We start from the raw sequence: 14,210 nt of genomic DNA, 5'->3' as shown, positions 1-14,210 counted from the left end.
AGAATTCATGACACAGTCAGCTCTTGAACAGGCGGCAGCGCTACCGCTGCCCACCTCCGATGAGGTGGCCGGGCGCTGGGAGTACCGCCCAAACCCCGCGCCCGCGTCCTCCGTTCAGCGGAACGAGATTGCCGGCCGGCTCAGCTTTGGTGTCGACTTCACAGACCACATGGCGCACGCCGTATATGAGGAGGGGAAGGGGTGGCACGGGAAGGTCATCGAACCCTATGGCCCGCTGCTGCTTGACCCTGCCGCAGCGGTGCTGCACTACGGTCAGGAGATCTTCGAGGGGCTCAAGGCATACCGTCACGATGATGGCTCGATATGGACGTTCAGGCCGGGTTTCAACGCCCACAGGCTCAACGCATCTGCGCGCCGTCTCGCCGTCCCGGAACTTCCGGTCGAGGACTTTCTCGCCTCGATTGTCGGCCTCGTGCGGGCTGATGAGGAGTGGGTGCCGTCGGTACCCGGTTCGTCCCTCTATCTGCGTCCGTTCATCATCGCGACCGAGCCGTTCCTCGGCGTGCGAGCAGCCCGGAGGCTCGATTACCTCTGCATCGCCTCCCCGTCGGGACCGTACTTCGTCAACGGCTTCCAGCCCATCTCCGTCTGGGTTTCCCCGGACTACCACCGGGCTGGGCCCGGGGGCACGGGCGCCGCGAAGTGCGGCGGTAACTATGCCTCCTCGCTCGTGCCGAAGCTCGAAGCGTACAAAGAGGGCTACGACGAAGTCTGCTTCCTTGACGCCGCAACGAACGAGAACATCGATGAGCTCGGGGGCATGAACGTCTTTGTTGTCTACGAGGATGGTTCTGTGTCGACGCCGGTGCTGACCGGCTCAATTCTCGAAGGCGGTACCCGGGGCGTCATCCTGAGGATCCTTCGAGACCGCGGGGTTACTGTGAGGGAAGAGACGATCCCGCTCAAGAGCCTCGTTGCGGACATATCGTCGGGGCGCGCTGCCGAGGTGTTCGCCTGCGGCACCGCCGCCGTTGTCACCCCGATCGGTCGGATCGCGGGCAGTGACTTCGACGTGCAGGTTCCGGGTGGGGATGTGACGAGGTCGATTTACGACCAGGTCACCGCCATCCAGCTCGGCCACGAGCCGGACCCGTACGGCTGGACCTACCGGGTGTCGGCATGAGCGGCGACGTTCTCGTCTACGATACGACGCTACGCGACGGAGCCCAGCAGGAGGGCATGAACCTGTCTGTCGCAGACAAGCTCACTCTCCTGCCCATGCTCGAGGCTTACGGCGCCGACATCATCGAGGGAGGGTGGCCGGGAGCCATTCCGCGCGACACAGAGTTCTTCGCGGAGATCGCGAAGACACAGCCGCTGAGCCGTGCGCGGCTCGCGGCCTTCGGCGCCACACGCAAGGCCAATATCGCTGTCGAGGATGATCAGCAGGTCGCTGCCCTTCTTAACTCGCAGGCCCCGATCATCACCCTCGTCGCGAAGTCCGATGCTCGGCACGTCATCAAGGCACTGCGGACGACAGAGGAGGAGAACCTCCGCATGGTCCGTGACACGGTCGCTTACCTCGTCGAGCAGGGGCGTGAGGTCATGGTCGACCTCGAGCACTTCTTCGACGGGGCCGATGACGACCGGGACTACACCTTTGCCGTCGCGCAAGAGGCCGTCCGGGCCGGAGCCAGCACTGTCATCGCCTGCGACACAAACGGCGGAGCTTTGCCAGATACGGTTCTCGCCCGCGTGACCGAGCTATCGGCTCTTTTCGACGAGGAGGGCCTGACAGCGACAATCGGTATCCATGCCCACAACGACGGGGAGATGGCGGTGGCGAACAGCCTCGCGGCGGTCACCGCTGGCGCAGCCCACGTTCAGGGCACGGTCAACGGCTACGGTGAGCGCACGGGTAACGCCAACATTCTGACGACCGTAGCCAACCTTCATTTGAAGATGGGACGGAAGGTCGTGACCGACGATCAGTTGGCGGACCTGTCGCGCGTGTCCCATGCGGTCGCCGAGATTGTCAATATCGCACCGTATCGGCGTCAGGCCTACACCGGAGTCTCGGCCTTCGCCCACAAGGCGGGCCTCCATGCTTCCGCGATCAGGGTCGATGCCGACCTGTACCAGCACATCGATCCGGCGCGAGTCGGCAACGATATGCGGATGATTGTGTCCGATATGGCTGGGCGTGCCTCGATCGAACTCAAGGCTCGCGAGCTGGGCCTCGACCTGTCCGACCGTCCCGATGTCCTCTCCGAGGTGACGAGGCGGATTAAGGATGCTGAGGCGCTGGGCTACACGTATGACGCGACGGATGCGTCCGTCGAGCTCCTCATCCGGGAGATCGCCTTCGGCGAGCGGCTGTCCTACTTCGATGTCGAGTCGTGGACGACGCACCTGTCGGGTAGTTCGGATGGATCGAACGGTGCTGAGGCCGTCGTCAAGCTCTCGACCGGTGCTGGCCGCTCGGTCACCGTCGGTGAGGGAGTCGGCCCGGTTGATGCGCTCGATCAGGCGCTACGTGGCGGCCTCTGTCAGGTCTATCCGGAGCTCGATGACTGCGAGCTCATCGACTTCAAGGTCCGCATCCTCGACCCCTCAGCGGCAACCCGCGCGACGACCCGCGTCATCATCTCGATGTCATCCCCGGCCGGCATCTGGGCGACCGTCGGCCTCGGCCGCGACATCATCGAGGCCTCGTGGGAGGCCCTGACCGACGGCTACATCTACGGCCTCTTCAAGGCGGGGGTCCCCGTTAGGTGAGAATCACTGGCTGATCCACGGATGCGGCAGGCCCCGGACGACCAACGGAGGCTGCCGTATTTTCCGGTTTGCTCTACCTCCCAGAGATGATGAGAGTCGTCCTGAGAGGAATAGGGCAGTACGTCACGATCTCTCGCTGAGGAAAGATCTCTTACTGGGGAGAATCCCGCGCAGGAACCGCTCGGAGTCGACACCGATTCTGACGAGCCTGACGTTAACGAGGATCGGCTCCGATAACCGGCGATTCTCGATCAACCGGGCAACGGCAAGTTGCGATGGAGTCCAACTCACCTCTGGGTGATCCACAATGGTCCGTCGATGGAGCTTTGCCGTGAGCGCTCGCGAACACTTGGCGTGCTTCGAGCCTCCTCAGGCTCTGTCGCGCTCTCCGAACACCTGCCGGCCGACGCGGATGATCGTAGAGCCCTCGTCGATGGCGATGCGCCAGTCACCGCTCATCCCCATCGACAGCTCCCGGCATCCCAGATGCCCCTCGGCGCGGAGCTGCTCGGCGAGCTTCCTCGTCGTCGCGAAGGACGCACGGACGGTCTGATCGTCGGTCGTGTTGGCGCCGATGGACATGAGCCCGGTGAGAGTGAGATGGGGGAGGGCGAAGATCTGCTCCGCGAGTTCGAGAGTGTCTTCCGGTGCGACGCCGAACTGCGACGAGGCTCCAGAGGAGTTGATCTGAAGGTAGATGCTACAGGTGACTCCCAGGTCGCCTGCGACAGTGTTGAGGCGGCGCGCTGTCTTGAGGGAGTCAACGGTCTCGATAGTGCCGGCGTCGATGAGGGCGGGCCGGGCCTTGTTGGACTGGACGTGGCCGATGACGTGGGTCTCGTGCTCGGGTGCGCCCATCTCCCTCAGCGCCTCCTCCGACGCGGTGAGCTGCTGGATGATGTTGTGCCCGATGAGGGTCGCGCCAGCATTGAGGGCCTCGAGGACGGCCTCCGGGGCCTGATGCTTGGCGGCGAGGAGGATTCTCGTGCGGCCTCCCGACGCCTCGTCAACCTCGGCCTTCAACCGCTGAAAACGCTCACCGATCATGACACTCCTCCTAGACAACGTCTCCTATCCTAATCAGCTGGGCGACCAGCTCATCCGTGGCACCGCTCTGCTGGACGTCGATGACGGCGACGAACTCGGTATCGCGCGACTCCTCGCCATCGTCGATGGTCTGGTGGACAAGCCAATACCCCTGCGAGGCGGCGTTCTGCGCAGCGTCATCTGACAGCCCCATATCGACGAAGTCGGCCGCTTCCGGCGATTCGTTGAAGGTGACGAACGAAGCGGACCGGGAGTTCGTGTCCGCCCCCAACCACTCGTGGTCTTCGAAGTAGCTATCGAGGAAATTGTTCCAACGGTCGGTGTCAAGGCGCTGCGGCTGTTCGAGGAACGAGGGCGTGGACATCGCCGCAAGCCGTTCGACATTCTCATCGGCGGCGGCCTCGACGAAGCGCCACAGCCAGTTCTTCACCCGCGTGCGGAACGCGTGGAGATTGGCGGTCATGGGGACCGTCCCGTCCTCGCGTGCGCCGAAGGCCCGCTCCATCCCGCCCTGCGGGATCCGTGTGTGCTCCATGATCTCGTCATCGTCGATGATGCCGTCGGCTAGCGCCTCCCACTCAGCAATGAGAGAGGAGTCGACCGAGCGGACGAGCTCACCGAGCCAGGAGATGATGTCATCGAGCTCGTCCGTCAAAGCATCGGCCGGGATGATCTGCTTGAGCGCCTTGTACGTGTCGGTGAGATAGCGGAGGACGACGCCTTCGCTCCGGGCCGCATCGTAGCGGGAGATGAGGTCGGAGAACGTCATCGAGTGCTCGACCATGTGGCGGACGACGGACTTGGGCGACAGTTCGTACTCGGCGATCCACGGATTGGTCTGCCGGTAGATCTCGAGGGCAGGGTTGAGGAGCTCGGCGAGCGGAGTCGGCCACGTAATCTCATCGACGCGCGCCATCCGCTCGTTGTAATCCATACCTTCGGCCTTCATCGCGCTGATCGCAATGCCGCGCTCCTCATTCCGTTGTGCCATGAGAATCGGCCGGGGGTCTTCCTGGACGGCTTCGATGATGGAGACGACGTCGAGCGCGTACTCCGGCGACTCAGTGTCCAGAAGATCGAGTGACGCGAGGGCGAAGGGCGACAGCGGCGCGTTGAGGGCGAAGTCGTCCGGGACCTCCCGGGCGAGCTCGATAGCGGGTTTTCCAGGGTTCGCATCCCGCCAGTCGCGATCTCGGTGGATGATGACGCCCGCCGCCCGCAACGAGACGTAAATTTCGACCGCTGTGCGCAACAGCGGATTCGACTGCCGCTTCGGCTCATAGTTGTCCGTGAGGAGCCGATACACGTTCATGACCGGATCGCCAGGCCGCGCGAGGACCTGGAGCATCATCGCGTGCGAGATTCTCATCCTCGACTCGAGAGTCTCAGGTTGGGCGGAGATGAGGCGGTCGAACGTTGCCCGGGTCCAGTTGACCTGACCTTCGGGTGGCTTCTTCTTCTGCGCCTTCTTCTTCCTCTCGGCCGCCTTTGCCTCGGCTTTGGCATTCTCGATCTCGTGCTCGGGGGCTTGGACGACGACCTCGCCGGTCGTGTCGAAGCCGGCGCGCCCGGCGCGGCCGGCGATCTGATGGAATTCGCGGGCCGACAGCTGCCGCTGCTTCTCCCCATCGAACTTCGCGAGCGACGTGAGGAGGACCGTGCGGATCGGAACGTTGATGCCGACGCCGAGGGTGTCCGTCCCGCAGATGACACGCAGCACCCCTCGCTGGGCGAGTTTCTCGACGAGCCTGCGGTAGCGGGGGAGCATGCCGGCATGATGAACGCCGATGCCAGCCCTCAGGAGGCGGGACAAGACAGCGCCGAAGCCCGGCCCGAATCGGAAGTCGCCGATCGCGTCCGCGATCGCCGCCTTCTGTTCCTTCGAGGACAGGGCGACGGACTGAAGCTCCGTCGCGGCAGACACCGCCGCTGCTTGGGAGAAGTGGACGATGTAGACGGGGGAGCGATGCGTCGACACGAGCTCCTTGACTGTCTCCGACACTGATTCAAGAGAGTAGGTATAGCTCAGCGGCACTGGGCGCTCAGCATCATCGATGATCGACACCCGGCGGTCGGTTCGCCGCTCGAGATCCGTGACGAAGGCCGACGTGTCACCGAGCGTCGCTGAGAGGAGCACGTGCTGGGAGCTGGTGAGCTCGAGGAGCGGTACCTGCCAGGCCCAGCCGCGATCCGGTTCAGAGAAGAAGTGGAACTCATCGGAGATGACAACGCCTGCGTCCGCAGCCTTGCCCTCCCGCAGGGCGACATTAGCGAGGATTTCTGCCGTGCAACAGATGATCGGGGCGTCGGCATTGATCGTCGAATCACCCGTCACCATACCGACGTTCGCAGCGCCGAACAGTCCAATGAGGTCAAAGAACTTCTCCGAGACGAGCGCTTTGAGAGGTGCCGTGTAGTAGCCGCTCCGGCCCTGCGAGAGGGCGACGAACAGCGCCGCCATCGCAATCATCGACTTGCCCGATCCCGTTGGCGTCGAGACGATGAGATGGTCGCCGTCGAGGGCAGCAAGCAGTGCCTCGTCCTGGTGTGGATAGAGTCCCTTATCCGTGGACTCAACCCACGCATGGAAAGCCTCGTAGACATCATCTGCCGGGGGATCCTCTCCGAAGCGGTCGGCGAGGATATCGAGAGCATCATTGAGGGGAGAGGAGGTCACCCCTCCAGACTGCCACAAAGCCCGCAGCAGCCGGGCGCCAATGTGTGCTGTGCATGAGTTCACAGCGAGACGCGGGGGTCCGGGTTTGTGTGGTGCAAGAACACCGCGTATCGTTATTTCTTGCGCGCACCGCTAGCTCAATGGTAGAGCAACTGACTCTTAATCAGTGGGTTCAGGGTTCGAGTCCCTGGCGGTGTACAGATGAAGATCCTGGCCTCTGGCTGGGATCTTCGCTTTCTCCGGAATCTCGGAGGTCTCACCCCGCGCTCGTTCGCCGGCGAGTGAGCCTTATGGCACCTCGTGAGTTCTAGGCCAGAAGTGTGTCTTGGTTGGGCGCGTCCAGTAGTCCTGTCCGGTCTAAGGCGATGTCGTATGGGCGGAGCTGTCTCCTCGGGATCTCAGGTGTGGCTGTAGAGGTGCAAGTCGGTCAGGGGCCCGATGCCCGAGGTGGGACTCAATCACAGGCGGTCCAAGGGGAACCATTGCGCACGGCGCACCCTGTGGCTAAGAACAAGCTGACACAGTACTTGCAGAATCCACTCCTCTTACGGTGGCGGCCATCCGAGGGAGGGCTATTTCGAGCAGGCCGGGATTTCCGAGAGGGACCCGTATGTGTGTCCGCCATCGATCAATTGGAGAGAACTCTGATCCGGGGACGATAAGGATATTCTCTCGACGCAGACGGGAAGCAAGGGCAACTGTATCGATTCCTGTATCCACCCAGAGGCACGCGCCACCGTGATATGGGCTGAATGTCCAAGAAGGGAGCCACTCGCTAAGCAAGGTCTCGGCTGTTCGGCTGGCCGGAATGAGCTCTGATCTCCGGAGTGTTCGCGCTTCGGGTGCGGTGGGCAAGCACGTTGCCGTGAGAAGCTGTGAGGGGATACTTCCTGCGAGGTCACTCGTCACGCGGGCATTGAGAGCGGCCTTAAGAAGTGGTTCGGGTCCTCGTATCCATCCGACGCGGAGTCCGGACCAGAAGAGTTTCGTGAGTGAACCGACGGTGATGGTCAGGTTGTCCGGCAGTAGCGACGCCATGTGGCCCGGATGGTCACCGGCGCTGAGGTCGGCAGTCGACCCGTCGTCGAGCAACGGCACACCAGTCTGGATAATGATTTCGGCAATCTGCCGTCTCCGCCGAGGCGACCACGTCACCCCGGTGACATTGTGGGCAGCTGGGATGGCGTAGATCAGCCGAGGTGAATGCTTTCGGATTGCGGTGGCGAGCTCTCCGGGGATCGGCCCGTTGTCATCGCAGTCGACACCGATGACTTTGACTCCCCTCCGGCTGAAAACATCGAGAGCACCACGATAGGTCGGGTCCTCCACGAGAACGGTGTCGCCCGGTTCGAGCATGCAGGCAGTGACGAGAGTGAGTGCATGGTGGGATCCGTTGGTGGCGAGTATCTGAGCCGGTTCGGTAAGAGTTTCGAGATCGGTGTAATACTGTGCGACAGCCTCTCGGAGTTCGTCTATGCCCCATGGCATGAAGCGGTCATTGAATGACAGGCGTCGCAGGTCCTGTACCCACCTGCTGCGAAGCGCCTTGCCGAACAGTGGTGAGGTCTGTAGAACGCCGCTGCTGAGATCGAGTGGACCTGTCGGAGCAGTGTAAGTACCGAGTCGGTCATCCTCGGCGAGTGGCCCAGAACGCAGTTTCGTTGCCCGGACTCGAGTCCCTGATCCGTGCCGGGTTACGATCCAACCCTCGTCGGCAAGTTCCTGATATGCGTGGCCGACGGTCGTTCGACTGACTGCGAGAACTTGGGCGAGTTCGCGCTGTGACGGCAGAGTCGACCTCGGGGCTATGGCACCTGAACGGATCACCTTACGAATTGCGCAGGCGAGCAACGAGTGGAGGGCGCCTTCGTCGGCATCCCAGCCCGAGAGCTGTCTGGACAGCATGCTGGCCGTGATGCGCTTTGCCATCTACCCTCCGTCGGTTCACGTGGACGCGTCTTCAGCACCCGCCCATCCTCAGCCATCCTATCGGGAGATCTGAGCCACAACGGTTGCCAGTTGGGCCTAAGTGGTCATTGGCCTAGTCGAAGTTCTAAGAGATGGTTGACGAAACCCCAACACGAAGAGGTGAATGATGGGTGACGTTCTTGTCGTCGGGACAAACGATACAAAAGGGCCCGAGATCCGCTTCATTGTTGATCAGCTGGAAAAGGTTGGCGCAACCTGGCAGGTCATCAACATTGGAGTGTTCGAATGTGGAGAATCGACGGTGCCTGTTGCTGTAGGTCCTGCCGAACTTGCTGAGCTCGCCGGTGCTGACATCAATGAACTGCGCCGTGGCGGCGAACAGGGTGGAGCGCGTGCGCGTGCGCTCGATGCGATGTCGGAGGGCCTTGCTGAGGTCCTGAAGAGATACCACGAAGAAGGATCCCTTGGTGCTGTTCTCGGCTTCGGCGGCTCCTCGGGCTCCTCCGTCATCGGCAGGGCGATTCAGGTGCTGCCGGTCGGAGTTCCGAAGATCCTCGTGTCAACAATGGCAAGCGGCGATGTCACACCCTATATCGGGACCCGGGACGTGACGCTCATGTACTCAGTCACCGATATCGCAGGCCTGAACCGGATCTCCCGCGTTGTCCTGCGGAATGCTGCGAGAGCGGCGGCGGGCATGGCGCAGGGCTTCATCGAGGATGACGACGAAGTGCAGGATAGACCGCTGGTCGCGATCAGCATGTTCGGAGTGACGACCCCCGCAGTCACGGCGGTCCAGCAGGCCCTTGAACAGCAGAACTTCGAGACGACGGTCTTCCACGCCACGGGGGCCGGCGGGCGCGCGATGGAAGGACTCGTCGACGACAGGCTGATCGATGCCGTCATCGACCTGACGACGAGCGAGCTGACCGATGAGCTGATCGGCGGTGTCCTGACTGCCGGTCCGGACCGTATGGAGGCCGCGGGACGGGCAGGAATCCCACAGATCCTGGTCCCCGGCGCCCTCGAAGTCATCAACTTCGGTGCCGAGCACACGGTCCCAGAGAAGTTCAGGGTCCCCGAGCGCCGCGTCCACGTCCACAACTCAGCCGTGACGATCTGCCGGACCAACGTCGACGAGAGCCGGGAGCTGGGAAGGATCTTCACGCGCAAGGCCAATCTCGCAACTGGGCCGACAGCGGTCGTCATCCCGCTTCGTGGCCTGTCGGCGCTGGGGCCTGAGGGACAGCCCTATCACGACCGAGTCGCCGACGAGGCTCTCTTCGACGAGATCCGCAGCGGGCTTCGGAGCGATATCCCGCTCATCGAGGTTGACGCCGCAATCAACAGTACGGAGTTCACCGATGTCGTCCTGGCAGAGTTCATGAAGCTCTGGAGCCAGAAGTGACGATCGTAGCCGCGGGTGTCGGGTGTGGCCTGACAGCGGCCGGCGCCGTCGCCGGCGGTGCGGACCTTCTCGCCTGTTACTCGACCGCTGTCTATCGGGCAGCCGGCTTGCCGTCGTCGCTCGCATTCCTGCCCTACGACGATCCGAACGAGATCGTCGGGCGGGCGTTGCCCGAAGTAGTGGCGGCCGCCAAGGGAGTCCCGGTGATCGCTGGCGTCGGATCGCACGATCCGCGGGTCCAGCTCCCACGACTGCTCGATGACCTCCAGCTTGCGGGTGCATCAGGCGTGACCAATGAGCCCTTCATCGGCGTCTACTCAGGCCCGCTGAGGGATCACCTCGAAGCGGCCGGGCTCGGCTATGACAGAGAGCTGTACCTCGCGGAGCTCGCGAGCAAGCAGGGCATGCTCTGCCTGGGGTGGGCGTGGGACGTCGAAGAGGCGCGAAGGATGGCGGCCACGGGAGCAAGCCACATAGGGCTCATGCTCGGCATCACGAGATCATCCGATGATCCGGTCGAGACTGCTCAGGCGTACACGCTCCTCGCCGATATGAACAGCGCCGTTCGGGAGGAGAACCGCGATGCCATCACGTTGATCCACGGTGGCCTGCTCGCGGACCCTGTGTCCGTCAAGGACGCTCTCGAAGCCTCGGGAGCCGACGGCTATCTCGGCGGATCCACACTCGAGACACAGCCAGCCGTCAGCGGCATCAGCGCCGCAGTCCAAACATTCAAAGAAATCGCAATAGATGAAGGAAGGTGCCAGACATGGCTAAGCAATACACGCGCGACGAGGTCGTGACGCGACTTAAGAACGAGATCAATAACGGTAGCCCGGTCGTCATCGTCGGTGCCGGTACAGGCATCTCGGCTAAATTCGCCGAGAAGGGTGGTGCTGACCTTATCGGCGTGTATAACTCCGGTAAGTACCGGATGGATGGACACGGGTCTCTCGCAGGCCTCATGCCGTACGGGGATGCGAACGAGATCGTTCTTGAGCTCGGTGGCCGTACGGTCCTGCCGATCGTCCAGGAGGCCCCCGTCATAGCCGGAATCTGCGGCACCGACCCGACACGACAGATGCCGACATTCCTCGAAGAGCTCAAGCGGCTGGGCTTCTCGGGTGTGATGAATTTCCCGACCGTCGGCCTCATCGACTGGGACAGTCGATTCCGTCAGGAGCTCGAGACGACGGGCATGGGCTACGAGAAAGAGCTCGAGACTCTGAAGATCGCAAAGGAGCTGGGCCTGTTCACCATGGGCTATGCCTTCCGTCCGGAGGAAGGGGCGATGGTCGGCGAGGCTGGTCTCGACGTCGTCATCGCACACATGGGACTCACCCGTGGTGGTTCGATCGGCTCAACCATGTCCAAGGAGGACGACCTTGCTGCGGCCTGCCGTCTCGTCGATGAGATTGGGGATGCTGCGCGGGCCAAGAACCCCGACATTCTGGTCTTCTGCCACGGCGGTGCGATTGCCTACCCCGAGGATACGGTCTACGCCTACCAGCACTCTCAGGCTGTCGGATTCCTCGGAGCATCGAGCGCGGAGCGCATCCCTGTTGAAGGGCCGCTGCGCGAAGCGACAGCAGCATTCAAGGCCGCACCTCTTCCGAACAGGATCTAAGGATAGGGTCTGATGTTTCTAGAGGGCCGGTCGCATGAGTGAACGAACTCGGTGACCGGCCCTCACCCGTTGCAGTCAAGGCGCGGCGGATGGGCCGGCTAGTCACTTTCGTGTCCTTCCAGGACCGAAATGCGTTAGATTCCTCGTCACATCGCAAATGCTCAGCGTGCCTCCATGGATGCCGAAGTCCTCGGCTATCCGAGCGATCGCGGCCTTCGAGTCAGTCTGGGAACTCTTCCGAGTGTGCAATGGTGGATTTCTTCCATCCTTGCGTGTGAACAAGCCAGACGAGACACCACCTGAAGCATCAGTCCCATGCTGCGTCCATTCCGTGGCCAGGGGAAATGACGGCCCCGGCACCGCGACCTCTTGCGCTGGTGCCGGGACGGGGGAATGGTGGGTTACCAGGAGGCTGACTGCGATGAACGAACACACCCACCAGCATGAATCCGAAGAGCCGACCGAGGTCGCCCACGACGCCGAGCATGGCCACGGCGACACTCACGTCGACGGTCACGACCATCCCGACGGGAACGAGGGCCACGATGGCCATCGCGGCCACGACCACGGCTCCCACGCAGAGCAATACCGCCGCCTGTTCTGGATCATGCTCGCGCTCGGCATCCCAGTCGTTCTCGCCTCGCCGATGTTCGCCTCCCTCGTCGGCTACGACGTGCCCGAGGGCCTGACGTGGATCGCTCCCGTCCTCGGAACCGTCATGTATGTGTGGGGCGGCAGGCCCTTCCTCGTCGGCGCGATCGATGAGATCCGTGCACGCCATCCAGGCATGATGCTGCTCGTCGGCCTGGCGATCACAGTCGCCTTCCTCGCCTCGGCCGCAGCCACGCTCGGCCTGCTCCATCACGACCTCGAGTTCTGGTGGGAGATGGCGCTCCTCATCGTCATCATGCTCCTCGGACATTGGCTCGAGATGAAGTCGCTTGCCCAGACCTCATCGGCCCTCGACTCTCTGGCTGCACTGCTGCCTGATGAGGCGGAGAAGGTCGTCGGCGACGAGATCGTCACAGTCCAGCCAGCGGACCTTGAGGTCGGCGATATCGTCATCGTCCGGCCCGGCGGGCGGGTGCCCGCCGATGGGGCGATCGTCGATGGAGCGGCGTCGATGGACGAATCGATGATCACCGGGGAATCGGCCGCGGTGACGCGGACGGTGGGGGACCCGGTCGTCGCGGGAACGGTCGCCACGGACTCCGGCATTCGTATCGAGATCTCCGCGGTTGGGGATGACACCGCGCTCGCCGGCATCCAGCGCCTCGTCGCCGAGGCTCAGTCGTCAACGACTCGGGCCCAGCGGCTCGCGGACCGGGCGGCTGCGCTCCTCTTCTGGTACGCGCTCGCGGCGGCGGTCGTCACTATCGCCGTCTGGCTCGTCATCGGCGATCCGCAGGATGCGGTGGCGCGCACGATCACGGTGCTCGTTATCGCCTGCCCCCACGCTCTCGGCCTCGCGATCCCGCTCGTCGTCTCGATCGCAACAGAGAAGGCGGCCCGCGGCGGCGTCCTCATCGCCGACCGGCTCGCGCTCGAATCGATGAGGACCGTCGACACCGTTATCTTCGATAAGACCGGGACCCTGACAAAGGGCTCCCCGACGGTTGATGGCATCCGCTCCGTCGACGGGTTCGCCGATGATGAGGTGCTGGCGCTCGCGGCGGCCGCCGAGTCCTCTTCGGAGCACCCGCTCGCGCGAGCGATTGTGTCCGAAGCCGAGGGCAGGAACCTGACGATCCCGGCATCGGACAACTTCTCCTCATCGCCCGCGGTCGGTGTGCGTGCAGATGTCCAGACTGACTCAGGGGCTCGCACGGTGCTCGTGGGAGGCCCGTTCATGCTCGAGCAGGAGGGCGCGGAGCCGATAGCCGAGGAGTGGAGCCGCAGCGGCGCCACGGTCCTCCACGTCATTGTCGATGGCCGGGTTGCAGGAGCGCTGCGGGTCGCGGACGAGATCCGGCCCGAGTCGAAGGCTGCGGTGACGGCCCTCCACCGGCGCGGCATCGACGTCATCATGATCACCGGTGATGCCGAGGCGGTGGCCGCCTCCGTGGCGGAGGAGATCGGCATCGACGGCTACTTCGCCGGCGTGCGTCCGGAAGACAAGGCGGGGCACGTGAAGCGCCTCCAGGGTGAGGGTCGCCAAGTCGCCATGGTGGGCGATGGCGTCAACGACGCCCCAGCACTCGCCCAGGCGGATGTCGGGATCGCCATCGGTGCAGGCACGGATGTCGCAATCGCCTCGGCGGGTGTCATCCTCGCCTCCGATGACCCCCGCTCAGTCCTGTCCGTCGTCGAGCTCTCGACCGCGTCGTACCGGAAGATGAAGCAGAACCTATGGTGGGCGGCCGGGTACAACCTCGCGGCTGTCCCGCTCGCCGCCGGAGTCCTCGCCCCGTGGGGCTTCATCATGCCGATGAGCGTGGGCGCCATCCTCATGTCGCTCTCGACCGTCATCGTCGCCCTCAACGCCCAGCAGCTGCGGTCGGTCGATCTCAGCCCGGAGCGCACCGCACCCCTGGGCGCCGCCGACCGTGAGGCAGTGCGGGCGTAGACCGGCCGGTTCGTGGCAGAAGGAGAGTGCGCCGCATCTTCCCCCTCGGCCGCGTCGGGCGGCCCCATGCTCGGCAGCTCCGAGTGGCAACGTGACGAGCTTCCCTCGGAAGAATCGGCGTGCGCGTATCGGATCGTCTGCGAATGGCCAGGTCAAGGCACGTGGACTCACATTCCTGGATGCAGCCTGCACGAGCGTGCCCGAATGTTGACGCAAT

General features: G+C 63.5%; 9 protein-coding genes and 1 tRNA gene. 7 read left to right on the top strand and 3 right to left on the bottom strand.

The genetic code is table 11. From position 1 onward, the window contains the following. Nucleotides 1–7: 7 nt before the first annotated feature. Both H7E91_RS10705 and cimA read left to right on the top strand, forming a co-directional pair. The gene (locus H7E91_RS10705) at nt 8–1,144 is read left to right on the top strand and encodes a branched-chain amino acid aminotransferase (RefSeq protein ID WP_182355089.1); all 1,137 of its coding nucleotides are present in this window, start codon (nt 8–10) and stop codon (nt 1,142–1,144) included. After that, nucleotides 1,141–2,739 carry a citramalate synthase gene (cimA, locus tag H7E91_RS10700; RefSeq protein ID WP_182355088.1) on the top strand — a complete coding sequence of 533 codons (1,599 nt, stop codon included), beginning with the start codon at nt 1,141–1,143 and terminating at the stop codon, nt 2,737–2,739. The genes H7E91_RS10705 and cimA overlap by 4 nt, the downstream gene beginning before the upstream one ends. Before the next feature lie 369 nt (nt 2,740–3,108). On the opposite strand, the gene H7E91_RS10695 is transcribed toward cimA, so the two are convergent. Beyond that, nucleotides 3,109–3,786 carry a YggS family pyridoxal phosphate-dependent enzyme gene (locus tag H7E91_RS10695; protein ID WP_182355087.1) on the bottom strand — a complete coding sequence of 226 codons (678 nt, stop codon included), beginning with the start codon at nt 3,784–3,786 and terminating at the stop codon, nt 3,109–3,111. Between the two features lie 10 nt (nt 3,787–3,796). Further along, nucleotides 3,797–6,463, bottom strand: a complete 2,667-nt coding sequence (locus H7E91_RS10690; protein ID WP_182355086.1) for a DUF3516 domain-containing protein — start codon at nt 6,461–6,463, stop codon at nt 3,797–3,799. Nucleotides 6,464–6,589: 126 nt separating this feature from the next. Here H7E91_RS10690 and H7E91_RS10685 point away from each other — a divergent pair. Beyond that, nucleotides 6,590–6,661 (top strand) — tRNA-Lys (locus H7E91_RS10685). 306 nt (nt 6,662–6,967) lie between these two features. Here H7E91_RS10685 and H7E91_RS10680 read toward each other — a convergent pair. Further along, the gene (locus H7E91_RS10680) at nt 6,968–8,392 is read right to left on the bottom strand and encodes an aminotransferase-like domain-containing protein (RefSeq protein WP_182355085.1); all 1,425 of its coding nucleotides are present in this window, start codon (nt 8,390–8,392) and stop codon (nt 6,968–6,970) included. 163 nt (nt 8,393–8,555) lie between these two features. Here H7E91_RS10680 and H7E91_RS10675 point away from each other — a divergent pair, with 163 nt between their 5' ends. The 4 genes from H7E91_RS10675 to H7E91_RS10660 all read left to right on the top strand — a co-directional run bounded on the left by H7E91_RS10675 (nt 8,556) and on the right by H7E91_RS10660 (nt 13,993). Continuing rightward, nucleotides 8,556–9,800 (top strand): Tm-1-like ATP-binding domain-containing protein, encoded by a 1,245-nt coding sequence (locus H7E91_RS10675; RefSeq protein WP_206680425.1) that lies wholly within the window; start codon nt 8,556–8,558, stop codon nt 9,798–9,800. Next, nucleotides 9,797–10,603: a phosphoenolpyruvate hydrolase family protein gene (locus tag H7E91_RS10670; RefSeq protein WP_182355084.1), complete on the top strand. Its 807-nt coding sequence runs from the start codon at nt 9,797–9,799 to the stop codon at nt 10,601–10,603. Before H7E91_RS10675 ends, H7E91_RS10670 begins: the two co-directional genes overlap by 4 nt. After that, nucleotides 10,570–11,427, top strand: a complete 858-nt coding sequence (locus H7E91_RS10665) for a phosphoenolpyruvate hydrolase family protein (RefSeq protein WP_182355083.1) — start codon at nt 10,570–10,572, stop codon at nt 11,425–11,427. The genes H7E91_RS10670 and H7E91_RS10665 overlap by 34 nt, the downstream gene beginning before the upstream one ends. A 421-nt stretch (nt 11,428–11,848) precedes the next feature. Then, a complete protein-coding gene (locus tag H7E91_RS10660) occupies nt 11,849–13,993 on the top strand; it encodes a heavy metal translocating P-type ATPase (RefSeq protein ID WP_182355082.1) in 2,145 nt (714 codons plus the stop codon). The last annotated feature ends 217 nt before the right edge of the window (nt 13,994–14,210 follow it).

Source organism: Flaviflexus huanghaiensis (assembly GCF_014118685.1).
Classification (GTDB): Bacteria; Actinomycetota; Actinomycetes; order Actinomycetales; family Actinomycetaceae; genus Flaviflexus; species Flaviflexus huanghaiensis.
Note: the sequence above shows the minus strand (reverse complement) of the source record. Positions and strands in the feature narration are given on the sequence as shown.

Excerpts from the sequence above, each read along its gene's own strand:
- H7E91_RS10705 (WP_182355089.1), top strand. The coding sequence starts at position 8 with ATGACACAGTCAGCTCTTGAACAGGCGGCAGCGCTACCGCTGCCCACC.
- cimA (WP_182355088.1), top strand. The coding sequence starts at position 1,141 with ATGAGCGGCGACGTTCTCGTCTACGATACGACGCTACGCGACGGAGCC.
- H7E91_RS10695 (WP_182355087.1), bottom strand. The coding sequence starts at position 3,786 with ATGATCGGTGAGCGTTTTCAGCGGTTGAAGGCCGAGGTTGACGAGGCG.
- H7E91_RS10680 (WP_182355085.1), bottom strand. The coding sequence starts at position 8,392 with ATGGCAAAGCGCATCACGGCCAGCATGCTGTCCAGACAGCTCTCGGGC.
- H7E91_RS10675 (WP_206680425.1), top strand. The coding sequence starts at position 8,556 with ATGATGGGTGACGTTCTTGTCGTCGGGACAAACGATACAAAAGGGCCC.
- H7E91_RS10665 (WP_182355083.1), top strand. The coding sequence starts at position 10,570 with ATGGCTAAGCAATACACGCGCGACGAGGTCGTGACGCGACTTAAGAAC.
- H7E91_RS10660 (WP_182355082.1), top strand. The coding sequence starts at position 11,849 with ATGAACGAACACACCCACCAGCATGAATCCGAAGAGCCGACCGAGGTC.